General features: G+C 65.7%; 25 protein-coding genes. 21 read left to right on the top strand and 4 right to left on the bottom strand.

Annotated features, from left to right (window positions below; all coding sequences use genetic code 11):
- Window positions 1-44 precede the first annotated feature (44 nt).
- On the top strand, window positions 45-1,082 hold the full coding sequence (locus tag K6301_RS02810; protein ID WP_247219166.1) for a polysaccharide deacetylase family protein: 1,038 nt from the start codon (window positions 45-47) through the stop codon (window positions 1,080-1,082).
- Window positions 1,083-1,086: 4 nt separating this feature from the next.
- On the opposite strand, the gene pdxH is transcribed toward K6301_RS02810, so the two are convergent.
- The gene (gene pdxH, locus K6301_RS02805; protein ID WP_247219165.1) at window positions 1,087-1,707 is read right to left on the bottom strand and encodes a pyridoxamine 5'-phosphate oxidase; all 621 of its coding nucleotides are present in this window, start codon (window positions 1,705-1,707) and stop codon (window positions 1,087-1,089) included.
- A 90-nt stretch (window positions 1,708-1,797) separates the two neighbouring features.
- Here pdxH and K6301_RS02800 point away from each other — a divergent pair, with 90 nt between their 5' ends.
- The 4 genes from K6301_RS02800 to K6301_RS02785 all read left to right on the top strand — a co-directional run bounded on the left by K6301_RS02800 (window position 1,798) and on the right by K6301_RS02785 (window position 4,891).
- Window positions 1,798-2,205 carry an RT0821/Lpp0805 family surface protein gene (locus K6301_RS02800; RefSeq protein ID WP_230640128.1) on the top strand — a complete coding sequence of 136 codons (408 nt, stop codon included), beginning with the start codon at window positions 1,798-1,800 and terminating at the stop codon, window positions 2,203-2,205.
- Between the two features lie 81 nt (window positions 2,206-2,286).
- Window positions 2,287-3,342 carry a DnaJ C-terminal domain-containing protein gene (locus tag K6301_RS02795; RefSeq protein ID WP_247219164.1) on the top strand — a complete coding sequence of 352 codons (1,056 nt, stop codon included), beginning with the start codon at window positions 2,287-2,289 and terminating at the stop codon, window positions 3,340-3,342.
- 133 nt (window positions 3,343-3,475) lie between these two features.
- Window positions 3,476-4,294, top strand: coding sequence for an enoyl-ACP reductase FabI (gene fabI, locus K6301_RS02790; RefSeq protein ID WP_247219163.1), 819 nt, complete (start codon window positions 3,476-3,478; stop codon window positions 4,292-4,294).
- Between the two features lie 15 nt (window positions 4,295-4,309).
- Complete coding sequence (locus K6301_RS02785) at window positions 4,310-4,891, top strand: histidine phosphatase family protein (RefSeq protein WP_247219162.1); 582 nt, start codon at window positions 4,310-4,312, stop codon at window positions 4,889-4,891.
- Window positions 4,892-4,900: 9 nt separating this feature from the next.
- Here the strand turns inward: K6301_RS02785 and K6301_RS02780 are convergent, their stop codons facing one another.
- Window positions 4,901-5,161, bottom strand: coding sequence for a DUF1344 domain-containing protein (locus K6301_RS02780; protein ID WP_134648890.1), 261 nt, complete (start codon window positions 5,159-5,161; stop codon window positions 4,901-4,903).
- A 287-nt stretch (window positions 5,162-5,448) separates the two neighbouring features.
- Here K6301_RS02780 and K6301_RS02775 point away from each other — a divergent pair, with 287 nt between their 5' ends.
- Window positions 5,449-9,000 (top strand): bifunctional diguanylate cyclase/phosphodiesterase, encoded by a 3,552-nt coding sequence (locus K6301_RS02775; protein WP_247219161.1) that lies wholly within the window; start codon window positions 5,449-5,451, stop codon window positions 8,998-9,000.
- A 77-nt stretch (window positions 9,001-9,077) separates the two neighbouring features.
- Window positions 9,078-10,175 (top strand): chorismate synthase, encoded by a 1,098-nt coding sequence (aroC, locus tag K6301_RS02770; protein WP_247219160.1) that lies wholly within the window; start codon window positions 9,078-9,080, stop codon window positions 10,173-10,175.
- A 34-nt stretch (window positions 10,176-10,209) separates the two neighbouring features.
- Here the strand turns inward: aroC and K6301_RS02765 are convergent, their stop codons facing one another.
- Window positions 10,210-11,409, bottom strand: a complete 1,200-nt coding sequence (locus K6301_RS02765) for a winged helix-turn-helix domain-containing protein (RefSeq protein ID WP_247219158.1) — start codon at window positions 11,407-11,409, stop codon at window positions 10,210-10,212.
- A 102-nt stretch (window positions 11,410-11,511) separates the two neighbouring features.
- Here K6301_RS02765 and K6301_RS02760 point away from each other — a divergent pair, with 102 nt between their 5' ends.
- From K6301_RS02760 to K6301_RS02735, 6 genes are read left to right on the top strand one after another with little or no spacing between them, the layout of a single operon-like run.
- Window positions 11,512-12,192 (top strand): energy-coupling factor ABC transporter ATP-binding protein, encoded by a 681-nt coding sequence (locus tag K6301_RS02760; protein WP_247219156.1) that lies wholly within the window; start codon window positions 11,512-11,514, stop codon window positions 12,190-12,192.
- Window positions 12,186-12,791, top strand: coding sequence for an energy-coupling factor transporter transmembrane component T family protein (locus K6301_RS02755; protein ID WP_247219154.1), 606 nt, complete (start codon window positions 12,186-12,188; stop codon window positions 12,789-12,791). The genes K6301_RS02760 and K6301_RS02755 overlap by 7 nt, the downstream gene beginning before the upstream one ends.
- Before the next feature lie 32 nt (window positions 12,792-12,823).
- Entirely contained in the window at window positions 12,824-13,387 is a 564-nt protein-coding gene (locus K6301_RS02750) for a biotin transporter BioY (protein WP_247219152.1), read from the top strand.
- A gap of 4 nt (window positions 13,388-13,391) precedes the next feature.
- Window positions 13,392-14,879 carry a class I adenylate-forming enzyme family protein gene (locus K6301_RS02745; protein WP_247220462.1) on the top strand — a complete coding sequence of 496 codons (1,488 nt, stop codon included), beginning with the start codon at window positions 13,392-13,394 and terminating at the stop codon, window positions 14,877-14,879.
- Window positions 14,863-16,038, top strand: a complete 1,176-nt coding sequence (locus K6301_RS02740) for a thiolase family protein (protein ID WP_247220461.1) — start codon at window positions 14,863-14,865, stop codon at window positions 16,036-16,038. Before K6301_RS02745 ends, K6301_RS02740 begins: the two co-directional genes overlap by 17 nt.
- Window positions 16,039-16,046: 8 nt before the next feature.
- Entirely contained in the window at window positions 16,047-16,442 is a 396-nt protein-coding gene (locus tag K6301_RS02735) for a GFA family protein (RefSeq protein WP_247219150.1), read from the top strand.
- Here the strand turns inward: K6301_RS02735 and K6301_RS02730 are convergent.
- A complete protein-coding gene (locus tag K6301_RS02730) occupies window positions 16,428-16,829 on the bottom strand; it encodes an acyl-CoA thioesterase (RefSeq protein WP_247219149.1) in 402 nt (133 codons plus the stop codon). The genes K6301_RS02735 and K6301_RS02730 overlap by 15 nt on opposite strands.
- A 21-nt stretch (window positions 16,830-16,850) precedes the next feature.
- Here K6301_RS02730 and K6301_RS02725 point away from each other — a divergent pair, with 21 nt between their 5' ends.
- The 8 genes from K6301_RS02725 (at window position 16,851) to dxs (ending at window position 23,380) form a co-directional block, all read left to right on the top strand.
- Window positions 16,851-17,801 carry a zinc-dependent alcohol dehydrogenase family protein gene (locus tag K6301_RS02725; protein WP_343298938.1) on the top strand — a complete coding sequence of 317 codons (951 nt, stop codon included), beginning with the start codon at window positions 16,851-16,853 and terminating at the stop codon, window positions 17,799-17,801.
- 70 nt (window positions 17,802-17,871) lie between these two features.
- Entirely contained in the window at window positions 17,872-18,798 is a 927-nt protein-coding gene (locus K6301_RS02720; RefSeq protein WP_247219144.1) for a histone deacetylase family protein, read from the top strand.
- Window positions 18,799-18,800: 2 nt separating this feature from the next.
- On the top strand, window positions 18,801-19,055 hold the full coding sequence (locus tag K6301_RS02715; protein ID WP_134648902.1) for an exodeoxyribonuclease VII small subunit: 255 nt from the start codon (window positions 18,801-18,803) through the stop codon (window positions 19,053-19,055).
- A 44-nt stretch (window positions 19,056-19,099) separates the two neighbouring features.
- The gene (locus K6301_RS02710; RefSeq protein WP_247219142.1) at window positions 19,100-19,411 is read left to right on the top strand and encodes a nucleotidyltransferase family protein; all 312 of its coding nucleotides are present in this window, start codon (window positions 19,100-19,102) and stop codon (window positions 19,409-19,411) included.
- Complete coding sequence (locus K6301_RS02705) at window positions 19,401-19,763, top strand: HepT-like ribonuclease domain-containing protein (protein ID WP_247219140.1); 363 nt, start codon at window positions 19,401-19,403, stop codon at window positions 19,761-19,763. The genes K6301_RS02710 and K6301_RS02705 overlap by 11 nt, the downstream gene beginning before the upstream one ends.
- Before the next feature lie 97 nt (window positions 19,764-19,860).
- On the top strand, window positions 19,861-20,784 hold the full coding sequence (locus tag K6301_RS02700; protein ID WP_247219138.1) for a pirin family protein: 924 nt from the start codon (window positions 19,861-19,863) through the stop codon (window positions 20,782-20,784).
- Between the two features lie 43 nt (window positions 20,785-20,827).
- Window positions 20,828-21,232, top strand: a complete 405-nt coding sequence (locus K6301_RS02695; RefSeq protein WP_247219137.1) for a DUF1801 domain-containing protein — start codon at window positions 20,828-20,830, stop codon at window positions 21,230-21,232.
- A 228-nt stretch (window positions 21,233-21,460) separates the two neighbouring features.
- Entirely contained in the window at window positions 21,461-23,380 is a 1,920-nt protein-coding gene (dxs, locus tag K6301_RS02690; protein ID WP_247219136.1) for a 1-deoxy-D-xylulose-5-phosphate synthase, read from the top strand.
- The last annotated feature ends 59 nt before the right edge of the window (window positions 23,381-23,439 follow it).

The raw sequence follows: 23,439 nt of genomic DNA, 5'->3' as shown, positions 1-23,439 counted from the left end.
AAATGACGCGGAAAGACCGAAACGACATGCCGATCCGAAATGCCATGCGACAAAGGCTGAAGCGCGCCGTCATCACGGGCGGGCTGGAGTTCGCGCACCTGGCCGAACGGGTCGGGCTGATGGCCTCGGCGCGCGGCATGGGGGCGATCTTCACGCTGCATCATGTCCGGCCGAAGACACCGCAGAGCTTCGATCCCAATGCGCATCTGGAAATCACGCCCGAATTCCTTGATACGGCCATCCGGCGCCTGACGGAGGAAGGCTATCAGTTCGTCGCGCTAGCCGACATGCCGGCGCGGCTCGCCATCGCGCGCGCCGGCGAGCGTTTCGCCGCCTTCACGCTCGACGACGGCTATCGCAACAATGCCGTCCATGCGCAGCCGGTCTTCACGCAGCACAGGGTGCCGTTCACCGTCTTCGTCGCGCCCGGCTTTGCCGGCAAGACGCATGGCATCTGGTGGGAGACGCTGACCGACCTTCTGCGCGCCGTGCCCCATCTCGAATTCGACTTCGGCTCCGGCCCGGTCACTCTGCCGCTCGCAACACCCATCCAGAAACAGGCCGCCTTCGACCGCTTCGCGCGCTTCATCCATTCCGAAACGGACGAGGCATCCGCGATCGACCGGCTCGATGCGGTAGCGAAGGCGCATGGCATCGAGCCGCTCATGATCACCGAGCGGCTTGTCATGCGCGAGCCCGAGCTCAAGAGCCTCGTGCTCAACCCGCTTGCCGCCATCGGCGCGCATACGATCAGCCACCGGGCGCTGGCCCGCCTGAGCGACGAGGAGGCGCGCGCGGAGATCGACCTTTCGGCCGAACGCATCGCTGCCATCATCGGCCGCCGGCCGGACACCCTCGCCTATCCCTACGGCGACAGGCCGTCCGTCTCGGCGCGCGAGCGCCGCCTGGCCAAGGAACTCGGCTTCCGCGTTGCCGTGACCACGGAGCCCGGAACGCTGTCGGCCCGCTCCTTCGACACGCCGACGTCGCTGCCGCGCATCTCGCTCAACGGCCTGTACCAGAAGCCGAAATATGTGGGCGCGCTGGCCTCGGGCATTCCCTTCCGGCTGATGCGGCGCTGACCGCTCAGGGATACATCCGAACCTTCGTCCAGCCCGCGCCGTCTTCCGTGCGGCGGAACTCCACCCGGTCGTGCAGGCGGAAGGGGCGGTCGTGCCAGAACTCGATCGAGACGGGTTTCAGGCGGAAGCCGGACCAGTGCGGCGGGCGCGGGATTTCGCCGATCGCGTAGCGCGCGGTGTATTCCGCCACCGCCTTCTCCAGCGCGAAACGGCTTTCCAGCGGCCGCGACTGCTTGGAAGCCCAGGCGCCGATGCGGCTGCCGCGCGGACGCGAGGCATAATATTCGTCGGCCTCCGCATCGCTTACCACCTCGATATCGCCGCGAATGCGGACCTGGCGGCGCAGCGTCTTCCAGTGGAAGCACATGGCGGCCTTGCGGGCAGAGAGAAGTTCCTCGCCCTTCCGGCTCTCGAAGTTGGTGTAGAACACGAAGCCGCGCTCGTCGAAGCCCTTGAGCAGGACCATGCGCACATTGGGCATCCCGGTCGCGTCGACCGTGGAGAGCGCCAGCGCGTTGGCATCGTTGAGCTCGGTCTTGCCGGCATCGTCCAGCCATTGGCCGAAAAGGATGTAGGGTTCGTTTTCCTCGGTGAAGTCACCGCTTGTTAACGCATTGTCACTCATATTTAACTCAATGCCGATCTATCTAGCTGTATGAGGCAGGCTGGAGTGAAAGACATAACAAAAACGCGACCGTACACAAAGCGATACTGGGTGCGCGGCCTTGGGGTTCTTGCCGTCATGATGTCCGGCACCGTCCTTTCCGGCTGCATGAGCGGCCTTGACCTGTTTTCCGACAGCAAGGTCGACACGTCGCTGCGCACCAGCACCGTATCCAACGGCAACACGGAACGTCTGACCGACGAGATCACCGTGCGCAACGCCGTGTCATCCGCAGACCTCGCCCGCACCGGCGGCAACGCCATCCCGTGGGCGAATTCCGCCTCCGGCAGCGCCGGCGTCATCAGTTCCATCGCCGAGAACCAGGACCGGTCCGGCCGCACATGCCGGGATTTCGTGACCACGAAACATTCCTACCAGGGCATTGCCAACTTCACCGGCCGCACCTGCATGGGCAATTCCGGCGAGTGGATGCTCCTGGCCTTCGACCGCCAGGGATAACACTTTCTAAACCCTGATCCGTAAGGGCCGATTAGGACGTTCGCCGCTACCATGGCGCCACAACGGAAACGGGTAGAAGTTATGCGTGATCCCTATTCGGTCCTAGGCGTGAAACGCAGCGCCGGGCAAGAGGAAATCAAGGCGGCCTGGCGCTCGCTCGCGAAAGCCGTGCATCCCGACCAGAATCACGACGACCCGCTCGCGACCGTGCGCTTTACCGAGGCCGGCCGCGCCTACGACCTGTTGCGCGATCCCGACAAGCGCAGCCGCTACGACCGCCAGCAGCGCGAGGCGGAAATGCGCCGCATGGAGCAGATGCGCCGCCAGCAGGCCGAGCGCAAGGCACGCAGCGAGCCGCCGCGCGCTAGCAAAGAGGACGCGGAGGACATGATCGCCCGCATCTTCGGCGTCGATTCGCGAAACGCGCAGGCCGATGCCGGCGCGCAGCCGCGTCCCCAGCCGCAACAGCAGGCCCAGCCGCAGCAAACCCAATCGAACGCCGCGCCCGCGCAGGATGCCCGCAAGGCCGCGGACGACAGCGACGAGGCCACAGCCGCGCAATCCGCAGCGCTGGGTGCCACTCTCATTTCGGCAATCCTTCGCCGTATCCGCGGCAGCCGCGCCAAGATGGACAAGGCGCCCGATCTCGTCACGGATGTCAGCGTCTCCGTCGAGGACATCCTGAACAAGGTGCGCCCGACCATCGAGACGCCGGAAGGCCAGACGATCCGTATTCCCGTCGGCGCCGGCACGACGGACGGCCAGGTGATCCGCCTCAAGGAGGCCGGTTACCGCATGGAGGGCCTGCGCCGCGGCGATGTCGTCGCCACCGTGCGTGTCACGCCGGGCCGTTTCCGCGTCGACGGCTTCGATCTCAAGGTCGACCTGCCCGTCACGATCGAAAACGCGGTCCTCGGCTGTGAAACGACCATCGAAGGTCCACTCGGTCCCCTCCCCGTGACGGTTCCGGAATGGTCCGGCTCGGACCAGGCGATCCGCATTTCGGGCGAAGGCCTGATCATGGAGAACGGCGAACGCGGCGATCTCGTCGCCGAAATCCGCCTTCTTCTCTGGGACAAGCCGGACGCGAGGATGATCGACCTGATGCGCTCCCAGCGCGAAGGCCTCTACCTTTAAAACGATTTGTGACGATGCGGTGAAACATGCACCCATTGTTACGAATGCTAACAGTTCCTGAACCCGAGCGCGCTTGAACCGCATAGCCGCCTATGCCATAGGCAGTCTCGACTTTAGTTTCAGGGGGCATTCCATGGTTCAGGCATCTGGTCTGATGAAGGGCAAGCGCGGCGTCATCATGGGCGTCGCCAACAACCGTTCCATCGCCTGGGGCATCGCAAAAGCCATCCACGCACAGGGCGCCGAGATCGCCTTCACCTATCAGGGCGATGCGCTCAAGAAGCGCGTCGAGCCGCTGGCCGCCGAAATCGGCGCCGTCCTGGCCGGTGACTGCGACGTGTCCGACGAGGCATCCATCGATGCCGTCTTCGACAATGTCGAGAAGATGTGGGGCAAGATCGACTTCCTCGTGCACGCCATCGGCTTTTCCGACAAGGACGAGTTGACCGGCCGCTATGTCGATACGACGCCGGGCAACTTTGCCAAGACCATGCAGATCTCGGTCTATTCCTTCACGTCGGTGGCCCGCCGTGCGGAAAAGCTGATGACCGATGGCGGCTCGATGCTGACGCTGACCTATTACGGCGCCGAAAAGGTCATGCCGAACTACAACGTGATGGGCGTCGCCAAGGCTGCGCTGGAAGCCAGCGTGAAGTATCTGGCGGTCGATCTCGGCCCGCAGAACATCCGCGTCAACGCCATCTCGGCCGGTCCGATCAAGACGCTTGCGGCCTCGGGCATCGGCGACTTCCGCTACATCCTCAAGTGGAACGAGTACAACGCGCCGCTGCGCCGGACCGTCACCATCGAGGAAGTGGGCGATGTCGGCCTCTACCTGTTGTCGGACCTGTCGCGCTCGGTCACCGGCGAGACGCACCACGCCGACAGCGGCTACCACGTCATCGGCATGAAGGCGGTGGACGCGCCCGATATCTCCGTCATCAAGGACTGACGCAGGGTTTTCAGCTTGCTCATTTACATGATCCGACACGGCCAGACCGCGTGGAACGCAGAGGGCAGGCTGCAAGGCCAGAAAGACATCCCGCTCAACGAGACCGGCCGCAAGCAGGCGGCCGGCAACGGTCTGGCCCTCAAGGGCATGCTCGGCGACACCGTGTGCGATTTCGACTTCGTGGCAAGCCCGCTCGGGCGCACGCGCGAGACCATGGAGATCATGCGCGGCGCCATGGGCCTCGATCCCCTCGCCTATCGCACCGATCCGCGCCTCGTCGAAGTGTCCTTCGGCGATTGGGAGGGCTTTACGCTTGCCGAACTCAAGGTAAGCACGCCGGAGCGCGTCGCGGAACGCGCCCGTGCAAAGTGGAACTTCATCCCGCCCGGCGAAGCGGCGGAGAGCTACGAAATCCTCTGCTGGCGCATCGGCTCATGGCTCGCCGACGTGACGAAGCCCACGGTCTGCGTCAGCCATGGCGGCGTTTTCCGCGCCGCTTTCCGGCTCAATGGCATGGATGAGGAAGAGGCCGCCAACGTGCCGATCCATCAGGATCGCATCCTGCGCATCGACGCTGCCGGCATGCACTGGCTGTGAGGCAGGGCCTTACTGAACGACCTCAAGGTCGTTGATGACGCGCTTGCCGTCGACTTCCGTGTAGAACACCACGACTTTCACGCCCGGCGCCAGACCCTCGAAGTTGAACTCCTCGGGCGCCTGATATTTCTTGCCGTCATCCAGCGACAGGCTGAGACTGTTCGTATCGACACCGGTAATCGTCGCCTCGACATCCGCGCTTTCGGCGGATGCGGCAAGCGGCGACAGGAAGGTAGCCATGGCCATCAGCGCGGCGATCATCAAACGCATTCTGCGAACCCCTGGAAATGAATCAGTCTTCTTGCTGGCCACGTCAGATGCTCCCCAAATATGGCGAAATTCGCCCGCTTTTTGACTGCCCGTGACATGGATGGCCGGAAAGGCAGTGCGAATCAAGGCTCCCGCCGGCATCATCCCCGCTATTATCGGGCGCCCCGCCGGCATCCGCGCCGAACCGACGCCGCCTGGAGCGCGCAAAGCCCGGAATTCCAGCCGCTCATAAAGGCTATCTTAAGGGAAGACACCCTATTTTCCCTCGATAAACGAGGGCTTGCGCGTTGCCATCGACTGCCTCCATTCGCCACCGCATTGCATCCATCGCAGAATGGGCGCGGCCGTCGCTCATTCCTGCCGCAATCGCAGGCTGCGTCATTTTCGCCGCGACCGTCTTTTACGAGCGGCAGAACGAGCAGATCTACCGCAACGACCTCCAGATGCGCGTATCCGGCGATCTCGCCCTGACGGTCGCGCGGCTGCGCAGCGAGATGAACAGCGACGCGGCCGCCCTGCGCAGCGTCGCGAACATGATCTCCGTCGCGACGGGCCATGCGGCGGAGCAGTTCAGTGGCATTGCAGGTCGGCTGATGCTGCAGAACCGCCATATCCGCCGCATCGGCCTCGCGCCAGACAGCAAGGTCAGCCATGCCTTCCCGACAAGCGGCAACGAGCGGTATCTCGGCACCGATTTCAACCGCTTCCCCTCCTTTCGCCACGCGGTGCAAAGCGAGCGCGGCCTTGCCGAACCCCGGATCTTCGGTCCCGTGGAATTCGCCAAGGGTGGCCGGGGCTTCAACCTCTTCGTTCCCGTCTTCACGCAGGTCGGCGGACGGCAGCACCTGTGGGGCTATGTCGATGGCGTGATCGACGAGCGCAAGCTGCTCATCGATGCCGGCCTGATCACCGAAGGCCAGCGCGTGCGGCATGGAATCTCGCAACACGCCACGGACATGGAACTGGCGATCCGCGATGTCAGCGTGCCCGACAACATCAACGATCCCTTCTTCGGCAATGCAGAGGTTTTCGAAAGCGATCCGGTGGTGCAGGTTCTGAGCTTTCCCGGCGGCAGGTGGGAAGTGGGGGCGATCCCCGCGCAGGGCTGGCACCATCCGCCGGAAAACCTGGCGCAGATCCGCCTCACCGCTCTCGCCAGCGCGCTGGTCATCATCATACCGATCTTCCTGACCGGCGGTCTCATTTCCGAACGCCAGCGCAACCTCGCCCGGCTCCGGGCCCGTGACCGGCAGGTGGAGACGCTTTCGCAGCGTCTCGACATCGCGCTCGACGCCTCCAAGATCGGCATCTGGGAATACGATTTCATGAGCGGCGCCCGCCAGTGGGACGCCCAGATGCATCGCCTGCACGGCTTCTCGCAAAGCGTGGTGCTTACCGACGATCTCTGGCACGCCGCGTTGCATCCCGACGATATCGCACCCACACTGGCACAGATGGAGCTGATCCGCGCGGGTGCCAGCGATTACCGCGCGCAGTACCGCATCCGCATGCCGGACGGGTCATGGCGGCACATCCGAAGCATCGGCTCGCGCCTGGCCGGCCCGAACGGCAGCGAAACGCTGACCGGCATCTGCTGGGACGTGACCGAGGACGTCCTGCTGAACGAGGCCCTGAAGACGGCCAAGGAGCAGACCGAGGTTCAGAATGTCGAGCTGGCGCGGCTCACGCAACGCCTCGACCTCGCGCTCGACGCCTATCAATGCGGCCTCTGGGATAGCGATCTCGAAGACGGGCTGACGCTTTGGGACGAGCGCATGCACCAGCTCTACGGCGTTCCCAATACCGGCGAGCGCATTCCGCACGCGGTCTGGCTGGCCGCGCTTCATCCGGATGATCGGGCAGACGCCTTGCGCAAGGTGGCAGACAGTACGGAAAGAAGCCTGCCGTACATGCGTACCGCCCGTGTCCTGCTGCCCGATGGAAACATCCGTTACGTCCAGTCGGTCGGCAAGCTGCATGTCGAGGACGGCCGGCGCAAACTGGTCGGCCTTGCCTTCGACGTGACCGAAGACGTTCACATGACTGAAAGCCTCAAGGAGGCCAAGGAGCGCTCCGAGCGGCAGAATGCCGAATTGGAGCAGACGACGCGGCGTCTCGATCTGGCGCTCGATTCCTACCAGTGCGGCATGTGGGAAGCGGATCTGGATGGCGGACGCACCTTCTGGGACGTGCGCATGCACCAGCTCTACGGCCTCACCTTCACCGACGGCATCGTGACGCGCGAGGCATGGCTTGCCGCGATACATCCGGATGACCGCGACGCGATCGTGGACAATGTCGACCGGTGCACGGCGCTGGAGCAGCCCTATGTGCACGAGGCGCGCGTCGTGCTGTCCAACGGCGAGCTCCGTCACGTCCGCTCGGTGGGCAAGGTTCACCATGGGCATGGCGGCAGCCGCAAGCTGATCGGGCTTGCCTTCGACGTGACAGAGGACGTGGTGCTGCGCGACCACCTCAAGGCCGCCAAGGCCCAGGCGGATGCCAAGAACATCGAACTGGAACAGGCGCGGGTGCGCATCGAGCACAATGCGCTGCACGATCCGCTGACCGGGCTTGGCAACCGCCGCAAGCTCGACGACGTGCTGACCGCGATCTCCAGGAGCAGCGAGACGGACGAGGCGCAGGTCGCCATCCTGCATATCGACCTCGACCGCTTCAAGCAGATCAACGATACGCTCGGCCACGCCGCCGGCGACGCGCTGCTCGTTCACGCCTCGCAGGTGCTATCCGTCTCCACGCGCGAGAACGACCTCGTCGCCCGCATCGGCGGCGACGAATTCGTCGTCGTGGTCTCCGACACCACCGATGAAAACTATCTGAGCGGACTTGCGCGCCGCATCATCGCCCTGATGCAGCAGCCCGTCGATTACGAGGGCCATCTCTGCCGCTTCGGCGTGAGCATCGGCATCGCCTTTGCGTCAGGGCAGGCCATCGACACGGCGAAGCTGCTGGTCAACGCTGATATCGCACTTTATCGGGCCAAGGCGCTCGGCCGCAACCGCCATGAGTTCTTCACCGAGACGCTGCAGGCGGAGATCATCTCGACCAAGCGTATCGCCGACGACATTCTCGCCGGCATCGAGAACAACGAATTCGTGCCCTACTACCAGCCGCAGATCGATGCCGGCACGCTGAAGCTTGCCGGCGCGGAAGCGCTGATCCGCTGGAACCACCCGCGCGACGGCCTGCTGACGCCCGATCGCTTCCTCAAGATCGCCGAAGACCTCAACGTCATGGCGACGCTCGACCGGATCGTGCTGGAAAAGGCGTTGCTGGATTGCGCGCGCTGGGCGGCCAAGGGCCTGATCATGCCCAAGGTCTCCGTCAACGTCTCGGCCCGGCGCCTGCGCGACGAGAGCCTGATCGACAGCCTTACCGGCCTGTCGATCCAGCCCGGCCAGCTCTCCTTCGAACTCGTGGAATCGATCTTCCTCGACGAGAGCGACGACGTGGTTCTCTCCAACCTGGCGCGGATCAAGGCGCTCGGCATCGACATCGAGATCGACGATTTCGGCACCGGGCATACCTCCATCGTGAGCCTGCTGAAGCTGAAGCCCAAGCGGCTGAAGATCGACCGGCAGCTCGTCTCCCCCATTCTCAAGTCGCGAAACGAGCAGGCGCTGGTGCGCTCGATCATCGAAATCGGCCGCTCGCTCGGCATCGAGATCGTCGCGGAAGGCGTGGAAACGATGCAGCACGCGGAGATGCTCAGCATGCTCGGCTGCGATCTTCTGCAAGGCTATGCCTTCGCAAAGCCGCTGTCGCGCGACGCGTTTCTCGCCTTCAGCACGGAGATGCGCTGGAAGATGGCGTCGTAGGGCGCGTGAAACCCTTGTCCCGGCCGTGCCTTTTCCACTAAGAGAAGGCACACTTTTTTATCGGTCCGGTTCCGCTCATGTCGCACAACACTTTCGGTCATCTCTTCCGCGTCACCACCTGGGGCGAAAGCCATGGGGTCGCGCTCGGTTGCGTGGTGGACGGCTGCCCTCCCGGCATCCGCTTCACGCTCGCCGAAATCCAGGCCTGGCTCGACAAGCGCAAGCCCGGCCAGTCGCGTTTCGTGACGCAGCGCCGCGAGGACGACCTCGTCAAGGTGCTCTCCGGTGTGATGCTGGATGACGACGGCGAAACGATGATCACGACCGGCACGCCCGTCTCCATGCTGATCGAGAACACCGACCAGCGCTCCAAGGACTATGGCGAGATTGCCCGCCGCTACCGGCCCGGCCATGCCGACTATACCTATGACATCAAATACGGCATCCGCGACTATCGCGGCGGCGGACGTTCCTCCGCCCGCGAGACCGCCGCGCGCGTTGCGGCCGGCGGCCTTGCCCGCAAGGTCGTACCGGGCCTGACCGTGCGCGCCGCGCTGGTGCAGATCGGCAAGCACAGGATCGACCGCAACAACTGGGATTGGAACGAGGTCAACAACAACCCGTTCTTCGCGCCCGATCCGGCCATCGTGCCCGTCTGGGAAGACTATCTCGACGGCATCCGCAAGGCCGGCTCCTCCGTCGGCGCCATCGTGGAAGTCGTGGCCGAGGGCGTGCCCGCCGGCATCGGCGCGCCGATCTACGCCAAGCTCGACCAGGACATCGCCTCGCTTCTCATGTCGATCAATGCCGTGAAGGGCGTGGAGATCGGCGAGGGCTTCGCCTCGGCGGAACTCACCGGCGAGGAGAATGCCGACGAGATGCGCATGGGCAATGACGGCAACCCGATCTTCCTGTCGAACCACGCGGGCGGCATCCTCGGCGGCATCTCGACCGGCCAGCCGGTCGTGGCGCGCTTTGCCATCAAGCCGACCTCCTCCATCCTCACCGAGCGCCGCTCCATCGATGCCGACGGCAACAATGTCGACGTGCGCACCAAGGGCCGGCACGATCCCTGCGTGGGCATCCGCGCCGTGCCGATCGGCGAAGCAATGGTCGCCTGCGCGATCGCCGATCATTACCTGCGCGACCGCGGCCAGACCGGACGCCTGGCGTAACCGGCCGGCCATCCAAATGTAGGATGAGGGGCGGCTACGCGCCCTCGCCTTGCCAGCCGTCCAGATAGCGGACGTCCTCGACGCCCGCGAACCGAGCCACGCGCGCCAGTTCGGCCTCCAGCCGCTCCAGCCGACCGGCGGAACTGCGGACTTTCGGCTCCCACCACAGGCGCCGGACGGCGAGAACGCCCGCCTTGCGGTCGGCCTTCATGTCGATCCGGCCGACGAGGCGATCGCCTTCGAGCAGGGGGAAGACATAGTAGCCATATTGCCGTTTCGGCTCCGGCACGAAGATTTCGATGCGGTAGACATAGCCGAAAAGACGCTCCGTGCGGTTGCGGTCCCGGATCAGCGGATCGAAGGGCGAGAGGACGCGCAGGCGTGCCGGCGACTCGGGCACGTCACGCAGGCTTTCGGCCGAATGCGCGAAGGCATAGGCGGCGCGCGGCTTGCCGCCGTCGGCGGTCTCGATGGAAACCTGACGCAACTCCGCCTTGTTGGCGTCGACCCAGGCCTTCGCTTCCTCCGGCGTGACCAGCGCCCAGAAGGCGGCGATTTCGCCGTGGGTGGCAAAACCCAGCCGTTCCAGCGCGCTGCGGCAGGCCCAGTCGATGAAGACGTCATGCTCGACTGCGGGTTCATGATGGTGCTGCGGCAGGACACGCTCGGCGAGATCATAGACCTTCTGGAAATTCTCCCGCCGCGCGATGGCCAGCTTGCCGGTGTGCCAGAGATATTCGAGCGCCGTCTTGTTCGGATGCCAGTTCCACCAGCCGCCGGACTTGTGATCCTCCACCTTGAGGTCGCGCGACATCACCGCCCCGCTTTCGGCGATGCGCCGGTAGGTCTCCTCGAAGGTCGCGTCGAACCCCTCGCCCTGCCATTTGCGCCAGTTTGCCAGGATCGACGCTTCCTTGCGGCGAAAACGATGCTTCCAGTAGCGGAAGAAGGCGCTGGGGATGATGGAGGCGTCATGCGTCCAGTGCTCGAAGAGCTCGCCGTCCTTCTCCAGGAGTTCGGCAAGGTGCTCGCGCCGGTAGGTCTGGTTGCGCGAGAAGAGGATCTGGTGATGCGCCCGCTCGACGGTGGCGATGCTGTCCACCTGCACGAAACCGATATCGTGGATGAGCTGAAGCAGCCCCGCCTTGCCCAGCGCACGGCCGGGCGGGCTGCTCAGCCCCTGTCGCGAAAGGAAGATGCGCCGGGCCTCGGCATTGGAAAGCAGAATCGTCATGGCTGGATCATAGACACATATTCCCGGTTTGTTCCACCCGGTTTTCTTTGCGCCCCGTCATGTTATAGGTCCCGTCGACTTTCGCGAACCGGGAACCTGCTCTTGGACATCGTCTTTTCCGCCGCCACGGTGGCGTATGGCGCGCGCATCGCGCTCCAGCCGCTGACGCTCACGCTGTCCGAACGGCGCATCGGCGTCGTCGGGCTCAACGGATCGGGCAAGACCACCATGGCGCGGCTGATCAACGGCCTCGTCAAGCCGACCGCCGGCACGGTGACGGTGGACGGGCTCGATACCGTTACGGACGAAGTGGCGGCGCGCGGAAAGACCGGCTTCATCTTCCAGAACCCGCAACACCAGATGATTCTGCCGATCCTGGCCGAGGACATCGCCTTCGGGCTGAAGAACCGCAAGCTGAGCAAGGCTGAGATCGCCGGGAAGACCGACGCCATCCTTTCCCGCTTCGGCATTTCGCATCTCGCCCGCCGGCGCGTGCACGAGCTTTCCGGCGGCGAGACGCAGCTTGGCGCCATTGCCAGCGTGCTGGTCACCGGGCCGGACCTGCTGATCCTCGACGAGCCGACCAACCAGCTCGACCTGAAGAACCGCGGGCTGATCGAGCGCACCATCGCCGGCCTGCCCGAACAGGTGCTCGTCATCAGCCACGACCTCGCTTTGCTCGAAGACTTCGACCGCGTGCTGGTGTTCCACGAAGGCCGGCTTGCCGCCGATGATAGGCCGTCGAACGCCCTCGCCGCTTATCGGACCCTGGCGTCATGCTGAACGGGCTCGACATCGAGGGCAATTCGCCGCTGCACCGCCTGCCGGTGCGCGGCAAGCTCATCCTGCTGTTTACCGCCGCGATCCTGCTTCTGCTCATCTCGGATTTGCGCCTTCTCGCGCCCGCGCTGGCGCTGGCCGCCCTTCTTTACCTCTCGACCGGCATCGGGCTTGCGGAGGCGTTCCGGCGCACGCGCTTCGTGCTGTTCACGGTGCTGCTGGTCGCGCTCGCGAACTACCTGTTCCATTCGTTGCACGAGGCGTTCGTCGTGTTCTGCCGGCTGTCGGCGCTAGTGTTGCTGGCCGCCGCGGTGACGGCGACGACAGGCATTTCCGCCTTCATGGACGAGATCACGCGGCTGATTACCCCGCTCGAACGGTTCGGCTTCGTGCGGGCGGCCGATGTCAGCCTGGCGGTGGGTCTCGTCATCCGCTTCGTGCCGGAAATCTTCGCGCGCTACGGCGAGATTGCCGATGCGCACAGGGCGCGCGGCCTGCGTGTGCGGCCGCTCACGGTGCTCGTTCCGCTGATCATCCTGACGCTGAAGGATGCCGACACGATCGCCATGGCGATTGACGCCCGCGGTTTTCGGCGGCACTAAACCTTCTCTTTACCGTTTTTGGGGATTCGGACGTGACCACAAGAGACATCGTGCTTGTTGCCCTCTTCGCCGCCATCATGGTGGTTCTCGGCCTGCTGCCGCCGATCACGCTCGGCTTCATTCCCGTGCCGATCACGGCACAATCGCTCGGCCCGATGCTTGCGGGATGCATTCTCGGCGCACGGCGCGGTGCCGCCGCCATGCTGCTGGTGCTTCTTCTCGTCGCCATCGGCCTTCCGGTGCTTTCGGGTGGCCGCGGCGGGCTTGCAGTCTTTGCAGGACCGAGTGCCGGTTATATCTTCGGCTGGGTGGTCGGCGCCTTCGTCTGCGGCCTGATCTCGGAACGTCTCGTGAGGGAAGACCAATCGGAGCTCTCGCAGTTCCTGTCCTTTCTTCTGGCGTCGGTCGTCGGCGGCATCGGCATCGTCTATCTCTTCGGCATGCCCTGGCTCGCCTATATGAGCGGCAAGGCCTTTTTCGAAACGGCGGCCGCCTCGCTGGTCTTCCTGCCGGGCGACCTGATCAAGGCATTCGTCGCCATGCTTGCCGCCCGCGCGGTGCTTGCCGGCTATCCGCTTCTGCCGCAGCGCGCCTGAGCCGATGCCGCTTTCCGGCGCCATCGAACGGCACGCCGCATGCAATCCGCAGAACCCGGCTTTCCATCTGGAGGACCGGGTTCTTTCCTATGGGGCTCTCGCCGCGACCGCCCGGGCCTGCTACGGCGCCTTCACGAGTCTCGCTGCGGAAGGCCAAAGCATTATCGGCCCGAAGACGCGCCTGATCGCGCTCGTTTGCGGCAACCATGCGCTCTTCCCGGCCGCCTTTGTCGCCGCCACGGCGGGCGACAATTGCGCAGCGCTGATCGATCCGCATCTGCCGGACGTGATGCGCGGCCGGATGCTGGAGACGCTCGCGCCCGATATCGTAGTGACGGCAGACGGCGGCGAGCTTCTCGCCAGCGCGCCCCGCACGGGCGGGTCGCTCCGCATCGGAGAAAGCGCGACCACCGCCGCGCCGCCCCTGCCCGATGGGCACGATGACGACCCGTTCCTCATCGTCTTCACGTCAGGCACCACGGCCGATCCGAAACCGATCATCCGCGACCGCCGCTCCTGGCGCATCAGCCTTTCGGCAGGCGAACCGTTCTTCGGCATTGATGCCGAAACACGTAGCTACGCCCCGGGTCCGCTCGCCCACGGGCTTGCACTCTATGCCATGACCGAGACGCTGCTTGCCGGTGCGGCCTTCCATTCCGCGACGCATTTCGAGGCGGCGAGCGCCCGCGAAACGGTCCGGACAGCCGGCATTCGCCGTCTCGTGCTGGTGCCGACCATGCTGCGCCGGCTCTGCGAGGGGCCGCCGGTGGCGAGCGTCGAGGCCATCACGGTGGCGGGCGCCAAGCTGACGGCGGGCGACCATGCGCTCAGCCGCCGCCACTTTCCGCAGGCGGCGCTGCGCGAATATTACGGGGCGTCCGAATTGGGCTTCATCACCGTCACGCGGCCGGATGCCGCCGCATCCTCGACCGCCGTGGGCCACGCCTTTCCCGGCGTCGCCGTCTCTGTTCTCGACAAGGCCGGCGATCCGGTGCCGGCGGGCGAGACGGGCACGATCTTCGTGCAAAGCCCGCTTATCGCAACAGGCTATCTCGGTGCGGGCGACGGCGCGGGGCTCGCGCATTTCGGCACGCACGCGACCGTCGGCGACCTCGGCTTTCTCGATGCGGACGGAACGCTGCACCTGCTCGGCCGGTCCGGCGGCATGGTGCTTTCGGGCGGCAACAACATCTATCCGTCCGAGGTGGAGGCGGCCCTGCTCGGCCTGGCCTGCGTGCGCGCCGCCCATGTCTTCGGCCGCGACCACGCCGATCTCGGCAGCGAACTCGTGGCCGTGATCGAGCCGTCGGGGGCCGGCCTTGCGGCAGATGACCTGCGGGCGGGCATGGCCGCGGTGCTGCCGCGCTACAAGCAGCCGCGCCGGGTCTGGCTGTGCCCGGCGATGCCGGTCACGCCCTCCGGCAAGGTTGAGGCCAAGACGGTGCGGCAATGGGTTGCGGAGGGCAGCGATGCGCTTGAACGCCTCTTCTGATCCCGCGCGCATTCCCGTCGTCGCGGCGGCGTTGCGCACGCCGATCGGCCGCGTCAACGGCACGCTCGCCGCCATCGAGCCGGCAAGCCTTGCCGTACCGCTCATTCGCCGGATCCTGGCCGACACGGGCCTTGCACCCGATGCTGTCGATGACGTGATCCTCGGCAACGCCGCCAACAGCGCCGGCAACCTCGCGCGCCTCGCCGCGCTGGAGGCCGACCTGCCGGTCGCCGTGCCCGGTCTCACGGTCGACCGGCAATGCGGCTCCGGGCTGGAGGCGATTGCGCTGGCCGCGCGGCTGGTGCAGGCCGGCGCCGGCCGCTTCTATCTGGCGGGCGGCACGGAGAGCACCAGCCGCGCGCATCTGCGCCTGCGCCCGCCGGCAATGCCGGGCGGCATGCCGGAACCCGTGCCGCGCGCCCGCATGGCGCCGGATGCCATCGGCGACCCGGACATGGGAATCGCCGCCGAAAACGTCGCCGCCCATGCCGGTATCAACCGCGCGCGGCAGGACGCCTTCGCGCTCGAAAGCCACCGCCGGGCGGTCGCTGCGCGCAAGGCCGGGCGGTTCGACGGCGAGATCGTGCCGGTCGAGACACCCGGCGGCCTCGTCGCGCAGGACGAGTGCCCGCGCGAAAACACCTCACTTGAGAAACTGGCCGGCCTTAAACCCGCGTTCCGGCCCGAGGGCACGGTGACCGCGGGCAATGCCTGCCCGGTCAACGACGGGGCGTCAGTCGTGCTCGTCGCATCGCTTGCGGCGGCGCGAACGCTCGGCCTGACGGTGCTCCTGGAGATCGTGGACAGCGTCACCGTCGGCGTCGATCCCAACCTGCTGGGGCTCGGCCCCGTGCCGGCGGTGCACAAGCTTACGGCGCGCAATCCCGGCCTCGATGCCGCACGCATACCCTTCCTCGAATTCAACGAGGCCTTTGCCGCGCAGGTTCTGGCCTGCCTCGATTGCCTCGGCATCGACCCTGCCGCCGTCAACCGCGATGGCGGGGCGCTGGCGCTCGGCCATCCCTATGGTGCATCGGGGGCGATCCTCGTCACGCGGCTTTTCGCGCAGATGCGCGATGCGGCCGAGGGCACCGCGGCGCTGGCGATGATGGGCATCGGCGGCGGCATGGGCATCGCCACGCTTCTCCGAAAGGTATGAGGACCGACATGCGTAAGACGATCTATACCGGCGGCTGCCTGTGCGGTGCGATCCGCTTCGAGGCGGCGGCGCCCGCGGAAAAGCCGCACACCTGCTCCTGCCGGTTCTGCCAGCAGCATAGCGGCGCGCCGACCGCCGCATGGGTGGAGTTTCCGGCCGGGCGCGTGGCATGGACGGGCGCCGGCGGAAAGCCTTCGACCTGGCGTTCGTCGGATTATTCCAGCCGCGCCTTCTGCCCGGCCTGCGGCAGCTCGATTGGCGCCATTGATGACGAACCGGTCGTGGCGCTCCTCATCGGCGGCTTCGACGATCCGCGCGATCGCGCACTTGCGCCGCAATACCATTCCTTCGAGGATTGCCGGCCGGACTGGCTTTCCGTCGAAACCGCCTCAGGCGAGGAATGACTTCAGCCAGTCGCGCACCCGCTGCGGCACGTTGACCGGCTGGCGGCTGGCGGGGTCGACAGCGACCCAGACGATCTCGAGGTTGGCCACCGGACGCCCTTCGGATGAAATCGCGACGGTGAAGGTAAGCGAGGTCGCGCCGATCCGCGTCACCGCGACCTTGAACTGCGCGATATCGTCGAGCTTCAGGCCGTAATGGAAGGTGCAGCCGGACTTGCGCACGAAATAAACGGGGTCCTCCGGAGCCTGCGGCCGGTGGCGCCACAGGGCGGCGACCGCAGCCTCGGCATGGGCATAATAGGCGGCATTGTGCATGTGGCCGTGCATGTCTATATCGCGGAACGGTATCCTGATATCGCTGGCCGTGATGTCTGCCGCCTGTTCCACGTCGTATCCCGGGGTTAGACCATGCTTCGTGCCGTTGTTAGAGCCTTCGGCGACCCCCGGCAAGTGATCGACCTCGAAGAGGCCGATCCCGTGGCTCCCGGTCCGGGCGCGGTGGAAATCCGCATCCGGCGCGCGGCGATCAATCCCTCCGATCTCATCCCCGTCACCGGCGCCTACCGCAGCCGCACCACCCTGCCCTTCGTGCCGGGCTTTGAGGGCGTGGGCGAAATCACCGCTCTCGGCACAGATGTCACCGGCTTGTCCATCGGCCAGCGCGTGCTGCCGATCGGCGCGAGCGGGCTGTGGCAGCAGCGGCTCGTGCGGCCGGCGGCGTGGTGTTTTGCCGTGCCGGACGACCTGTCCGACGATCAGGCCGCCATGGCCTATGTGAACCCGCTCACGGCCTTTCGGCTCATCGATGCCGTGCAAGCGCATTTCGGCACGGCTGGCAGTCAGCGCGTGGGCGTGACTGCCGCCGCATCCGCCATCGGCCGGATGCTGCTCGTGCTGCTCGCCGAGGCGGGCTTCCACCCCGTCGCGCTCGTGCGCAGCGCCGCAAGGGCCGAACGGCTTGCCGAAACCTTCGCCGGTGAGATCGCGCTTGCGGCGGCACCCGATCTCGATGCCGTGCTCGATGCAGTCGGCGGCGAGGCCGGCAATGCGTTGTTCCGGCAGATCAGGGCCGGCGGCGCGTTCATCCAGTACGGCGCGCTTTCCGGCGCGCAGCTTAACCCGGCGCTGGTGGCGGATAGGCGCGAGGCGGTGGCGTTCTCCTTCCTCTGGCTGCGCAACTGGGTGCATGCCGCCCCGCGCGCCGATATCGAGACCGCCTTTGCGCGCAGCTTTGCGGGCATCCGCGCCGGTGTGCTCGGTTCCGCCATCGACGGGGTGTACCCGCTTTCACAGCTTGCCGCCGCACTCGACCGCCAGGATGACCCGGCGCGCACCGGCAAGCTGCTTCTTGCGCCATGACCGTTGAAAAGGCGTGGACACCGGCCCATTTCCCGTGGACCGCGCCAACCGCAATGGATAGCTTCCGGCCATGACGACGTTCCTTTTCGAGAACCCGATCTTCCTCGAGCATCACACGCCCGAGGGCCACCCGGAGCGGTCCGACCGCATTCGCGCGCTGAACCTTGCGCTGGAGCATGAGCGCTTCGCCCCGCTGGTGCGTGAAAAGGCACCCCAGGCGAACGAGGATTTCGTGCTGCTCGCCCATCCCGAAAGCCATCTGCGCGCGGTGATGGACGCAATCCCCGAGGAAGGCATCAACCATTTCGAGGCCGATACCCATGCCAGTCCCGCAAGCCTTCAGGCGGCGCTGACGGGCATCGGCGGCGCGGTAGCGGCCGTCGATGCGGTCTTTTCCGGCAAGGCCCACAACGCCTTCGTCGCGGCCCGCCCGCCCGGCCACCACGCCGAGCGCGAGAAGGCGATGGGCTTCTGCTTCTTCAACAATGCCGCGATCGCCGCCCGCCACGCGCAGAAGGCGCATGGCGCCGAGCGCGTCGCCATCGTCGACTGGGACGTGCACCACGGCAACGGCACGCAGGATATCTTCTTCAACGATCCCTCGGTGCTGTTCTGTTCGACGCATCAGATGCCGCTCTATCCCGGCACCGGCGCGAAGGACGAGACCGGTGCGGGCAACATCGTCAATGCGCCGCTTTCGCCCAACGACGGCAGCGATCATTTCCGCGACGCCTTCAAGTCGCGCGTGCTGCCGCGTGTCGCCGATTTCAAGCCGGACCTGATCATCATCTCCGCGGGCTTCGATGCGCATCACCGCGATCCGCTGGCGCAGATCAACCTCGTCGCCGACGATTTCGACTGGGCGACGGCGCGGCTGATGGAACTCTCCGAAAAATCGGCCGATCACCGCGTCGTCAGCCTGCTGGAAGGCGGCTACGACCTGGAAGGCCTTGCCGAATCCGCCGCCACCCATATCTATCGCCTGATGAGAGGCTGACCATGAACACCCCCACCCCCGCCACCGATGTTTCGGCGCTGTCCTTCGAACAGGCCGTCGAGGAACTGGAAAAGATCGTCGCGGCGCTGGAGCGCGGCGACGTGCCGCTCGACCGCTCCATCGAGATCTACGAGCGCGGCGAAGCGCTGAAGAAGCATTGCGAGACGCTGCTTTCGGCCGCCGAGAACCGCATAGAGAAGATCCGCCTCGACCGCGCCGGCAAGCCACAGGGCACCGAACCGCTCGACGGCGCGTAAGGGCCGGTCTCGACGGTCGTTTCGCCTTGTGGTAGAATTCAGCCATGACCAGAGACGAGATCATCGCCAAGCTTGTGGAGCACCGCGCCGAACTCGAGGCGGCGGGGGCGGAGCACATTTCGCTGTTCGGTTCGGTGGCCAGACAAGAAAACGGCCCTGATTCCGACCTTGATATTCTCGTCACCCTTTCCGAGCCGGTGGTGCAATCCGGCTTTGGCTATTACAGCGCCATTGAAATCCTGACGGACAAAATCGCCGCGATTACCGGGTTTGCGAATGTCGATGTCGTTGCGGAACCACTGCGGCGTGCGGCCGTGCGTGCGCGGGTGGAAAAGGATAGAGCGCTTGCCTTCTGAAAGACCGCTCGTCCGTCTCCGGGATATTCGCGACAACATCGAACGCATCCAGGATCATATACGAGGCCTCGATCTATCCGGCTTTTTGGCGTCCACGATCACAATAGATGCTGTAGAGCGTTGCTTGTCGCGCATATCCGAAGCGGCGACCAAGATAGGGCCCGTTGCGGAAGAAATTCTGCCGGAACACGACTGGCGCGGCATCCGCGGCATCGGAAACCGCCTGCGGCATGAATACGATGTCATCACCGATCCAGCGAACTGGGCGATCGCGACGCAACGCCTACCGGAGCTGCACGAAGCCATTTCAGCTTTTCTCGAGCGATATCCCGACGACCAAGAAGACTTCTAGCTTTTTCGCCGACAACACACCGTCAACATCCGCAGCCCTATCCCACCCTCGCACCGCCCGCTAGCATGGCGGCACGAACCAACAACAGGAGGGTGGCATGAGCTTTTTTCCCGGACAGGACCCCGAAGCCGGTGATGCGCCGGCCTGCGACGCGCTGGACCTGCTGATCATTCCGCGCACCAGCGATATCGGCGGGCTGGAGGTGCGGCGCGCGCTGCCAACGGCCAAGCGCCGGCTCGTCGGCCCGTTCATCTTCTTCGACCGCATGGGACCGACGCTGCTGCGCGCGGGCGAGGCGATCGATGTGAAGCCGCATCCCCATATCGGCCTGTCCACCGTTACCTATCTCTTCGACGGCGAGATCAAGCACCGCGACAGCCTGGGCACCGAAATGGTCGTGGCACCCGGCGATGTGAACCTGATGACGGCCGGGCGCGGCATCGTGCATTCGGAGCGCTCGCCGGAAAACCTGCGCGGCCGGCCGCAGTCGATCTCGGGTCTGCAGACCTGGCTTGCCCTGCCGGACCATCTGGAAGAGGCCGCTCCGGTCTTCGCCCACACCACCAAGGCGGAGCTTCCGGCCTTCTCCGCCGACGGCATCACCGGCCGCACGATCATCGGCCGCTATGAGGGGCATGCCTCGCCCGTCAGCGTGCCGACCGACACGCTCTATACGGACCTGACGCTCGCGCCGGGCGCTTCCGCGCCGCTTGCGGCGGACTGGGAGGAGCGCGCAGTCTATGTGCTCTCGGGAACGCTCGATGTGGCGGGCGATGTCTTCGCGTCCGACCAGCTTCTGGTTTTCCGCGCCGGCGACGCGATCACGCTCAAGGCCGGCCCGCAGGGCTGTCACATCATGCTGTTCGGCGGCGCGGCGCTGGGTTCCAAGCGCTATATCTGGTGGAATTTCGTATCGTCCTCCAAGGAGCGTATCGAGCAGGCCAAGGAGGAATGGCGCACCGGCCGTTTCGACATCGTGCCCGGCGACGAGGAGGAATTCGTGCCCCTGCCCGCCGGCTGACGGATTTGCCTGCATGGATGCGCAACAGAAGCGGAGGACCTGTATGACCGAGGAAAAGAAGGCAGCCGAATCGCCTTCCGTGTTGATCGACCGCCGGATTGCCGAACTGGCGGACTGGCGCGGTGAAACGCTGGCCAAGGTGCGTGCGGTGATCCTTGAGAGCGACCCCGATATCGTCGAGGAATGGAAATGGCGCGGCGTGCCGGTGTGGGAACACGGCGGCATCATCTGCACGGGCGAGACCTACAAGGCGGTGGTCAAGCTGACATTCGCCAAGGGCGCTGCGCTGGAAGACCCGGAGGGCCTGTTCAACGCCAGCCTGGAGGGCAATACGCGCCGCGCCATCGATCTGCGCGAGGGCGATGCGATCCGGGAGGACGCACTGCAAGGTCTGGTTCGCGCGGCCATCGCGCTCAATCGGGCATCCCGCAGTGCCAAAAAGCGGTGAGTGCCACCCGGGCGTGTCTGCAAAATGCCCCAATGCGCGCAGAGAGTCCGCGCCTGTGACGGATTGAGCGGTATCAATCCGCTGAAAACCAATCTAGACTTGCCGAAAAGGTTGAAATCGCGCTCGGCATTCTGCATTTGACAGGCAAGCGCGGTTGCAAAACCGCACGCCCGGGCCGCGCCTCCATGAGGGAGGTATCGCCGGCGGGCGCGACAACGAGGCATGAGAGTGACACAGACGCCAGCCACCCCCCTGCTTGACCAGGTCCGCATTCCCGCAGACCTGAAGGCCGTCGACGATCGTGACCTGCCGCAGCTCGCCAGCGAACTGCGGTCGGAAATGATCGACGCCGTTTCGCGCACCGGCGGACATCTCGGCGCTGGCCTCGGCGTGGTGGAACTCACCATCGCCATCCACAAGGTTTTCGATACGCCCAAGGACCGGCTGATCTTCGATGTCGGCCACCAGTGTTACCCGCACAAGATCCTGACGGGCCGGCGCGACCGCATCCGCACGCTGCGCCAGGAAGACGGCCTTTCGGGCTTCACCCGCCGCGCGGAAAGCGAATACGACCCCTTCGGCGCCGCCCACTCCTCGACGTCGATCTCCGCCGGCCTCGGCATGGCGGTCGCGGCCGATCTTGCAGGCGAGCATCGCAATGTCATTGCCGTTATCGGCGATGGTGCGATGTCAGCCGGCATGGCCTATGAGGCGCTGAACAATGCCGGTGCGCTCGATGCGCGCCTCATCGTCATCCTCAACGACAACGACATGTCGATAGCCCCGCCGACGGGCGCGATGAGCGCCTATCTCGCGCGCCTCGCCTCCGGCCGCACCTATATGGGCTTCCGCGAACTCGGCAAGAAGCTGACGGCCTATCTCGGCAAGACCGTCGACCGGGCGATCACCCGCGCCGTCGAGCATGCGCGCGGCTATGTCACCGGCGGCACGCTTTTCGAGGAGATGGGCTTCTACCATATCGGCCCGATCGACGGTCATTCCTTCGATCACCTGCTGCCGGTGCTGCGCAATGTGCGCGACAATGCCAAGGGCCCCGTGCTGATCCATGTCGTGACGCAGAAGGGCAAGGGCTATCCGCCGGCGGAGGCCGCCCCCGACAAATATCACGGCGTCAACACCTTCGACGTGATCACCGGCGCGCAGGCCAAGGCGAAACCGAACGCACCGGCCTACACCGCCGTCTTCGCCGAGGCGCTCGTGCAGGAAGCCGGCTTCGACGAGAAGATCGTCGGCGTCACCGCCGCCATGCCCGCCGGCACGGGCCTCGACAAGCTCGCCGCGGCCTTCCCGGCACGCACCTTCGACGTGGGTATTGCCGAACAGCACGCCGTAACCTTCGCCGCCGGCCTTGCCGCCGAGGGCTACAAGCCGTTCTGCGCGCTCTATTCGACGTTCCTCCAGCGCGGTTACGACCAGGTGGTGCACGACGTGGCCATCCAGGGCCTGCCGGTACGCTTTCCGATCGATCGCGCCGGCTTCGTCGGCGCCGACGGGCCGACCCATGCCGGCTCGTTCGACACGACCTATCTCGCGACGCTTCCGGGCTTCGTGGTGATGGCCGCCGCCGATGAGGCGGAGTTGAAGCACATGGTTCGCACCGCAGCCGCCTATGACGCCGGCCCGATCTCCTTCCGCTATCCGCGCGGCGAGGGCGTGGGCGTCGAGATGCCGGCGCGGGGCGAAGTCCTCGAAATCGGCAAGGGACGCCTCGTCAAGCAGGGCTCCAAGGTGGCGCTTCTGTCCTTCGGCACCCGCCTGGCCGACTGTTTGCTGGCGGCCGAGGACCTCGACGCCGCCGGGCTTTCCACGACGGTTGCCGATGCGCGCTTCGCCAAGCCGCTCGACCACGACCTGATCCGCCAGCTTGCCCGCCACCACGAGGTGCTGATCACCATCGAGGAAGGTGCGGTGGGCGGCTTCGGCAGCCATGTGCTGCAGTTCCTCGCCATGGAAGGGCTGCTCGACCACGGGCTGAAGGTGCGCCCGCTGGTGCTGCCCGATCTCTGGATGGAACAGGCCAAGCCCGACGCGATGTATGCCAAGGCCGGCCTCGACCGTGCCGGCATCGTGTCCACCGTCTTCAAGGCGCTCGGCCAGAAGGCCATCGGGGTCGGCGCGGCCGGCTGACCGGCCTCAGCCTCTCCCCGGCAAGACCGTGACGCGTCTTTCCCCGGCGCGTCACCTTT

Source organism: Shinella oryzae (assembly GCF_023038235.1).
Lineage (GTDB): Bacteria > Pseudomonadota > Alphaproteobacteria > Rhizobiales > Rhizobiaceae > Shinella > Shinella sumterensis.
The sequence above is the reverse complement of the archived record's forward strand: the minus strand, read 5'-3'. Positions and strand labels throughout refer to the sequence as shown.

Excerpts from the sequence above, each read along its gene's own strand:
- K6301_RS02810 (WP_247219166.1), top strand. The coding sequence starts at position 45 with ATGCGACAAAGGCTGAAGCGCGCCGTCATCACGGGCGGGCTGGAGTTC.
- pdxH (WP_247219165.1), bottom strand. The coding sequence starts at position 1,707 with ATGAGTGACAATGCGTTAACAAGCGGTGACTTCACCGAGGAAAACGAA.
- K6301_RS02795 (WP_247219164.1), top strand. The coding sequence starts at position 2,287 with ATGCGTGATCCCTATTCGGTCCTAGGCGTGAAACGCAGCGCCGGGCAA.
- fabI (WP_247219163.1), top strand. The coding sequence starts at position 3,476 with ATGGTTCAGGCATCTGGTCTGATGAAGGGCAAGCGCGGCGTCATCATG.
- K6301_RS02780 (WP_134648890.1), bottom strand. The coding sequence starts at position 5,161 with ATGCGTTTGATGATCGCCGCGCTGATGGCCATGGCTACCTTCCTGTCG.
- aroC (WP_247219160.1), top strand. The coding sequence starts at position 9,078 with ATGTCGCACAACACTTTCGGTCATCTCTTCCGCGTCACCACCTGGGGC.
- K6301_RS02765 (WP_247219158.1), bottom strand. The coding sequence starts at position 11,409 with ATGACGATTCTGCTTTCCAATGCCGAGGCCCGGCGCATCTTCCTTTCG.
- K6301_RS02755 (WP_247219154.1), top strand. The coding sequence starts at position 12,186 with ATGCTGAACGGGCTCGACATCGAGGGCAATTCGCCGCTGCACCGCCTG.
- K6301_RS02745 (WP_247220462.1), top strand. The coding sequence starts at position 13,392 with ATGCCGCTTTCCGGCGCCATCGAACGGCACGCCGCATGCAATCCGCAG.
- K6301_RS02735 (WP_247219150.1), top strand. The coding sequence starts at position 16,047 with ATGCGTAAGACGATCTATACCGGCGGCTGCCTGTGCGGTGCGATCCGC.
- K6301_RS02725 (WP_343298938.1), top strand. The coding sequence starts at position 16,851 with ATGCTTCGTGCCGTTGTTAGAGCCTTCGGCGACCCCCGGCAAGTGATC.
- K6301_RS02720 (WP_247219144.1), top strand. The coding sequence starts at position 17,872 with ATGACGACGTTCCTTTTCGAGAACCCGATCTTCCTCGAGCATCACACG.
- K6301_RS02715 (WP_134648902.1), top strand. The coding sequence starts at position 18,801 with ATGAACACCCCCACCCCCGCCACCGATGTTTCGGCGCTGTCCTTCGAA.
- K6301_RS02710 (WP_247219142.1), top strand. The coding sequence starts at position 19,100 with ATGACCAGAGACGAGATCATCGCCAAGCTTGTGGAGCACCGCGCCGAA.
- K6301_RS02700 (WP_247219138.1), top strand. The coding sequence starts at position 19,861 with ATGAGCTTTTTTCCCGGACAGGACCCCGAAGCCGGTGATGCGCCGGCC.
- K6301_RS02695 (WP_247219137.1), top strand. The coding sequence starts at position 20,828 with ATGACCGAGGAAAAGAAGGCAGCCGAATCGCCTTCCGTGTTGATCGAC.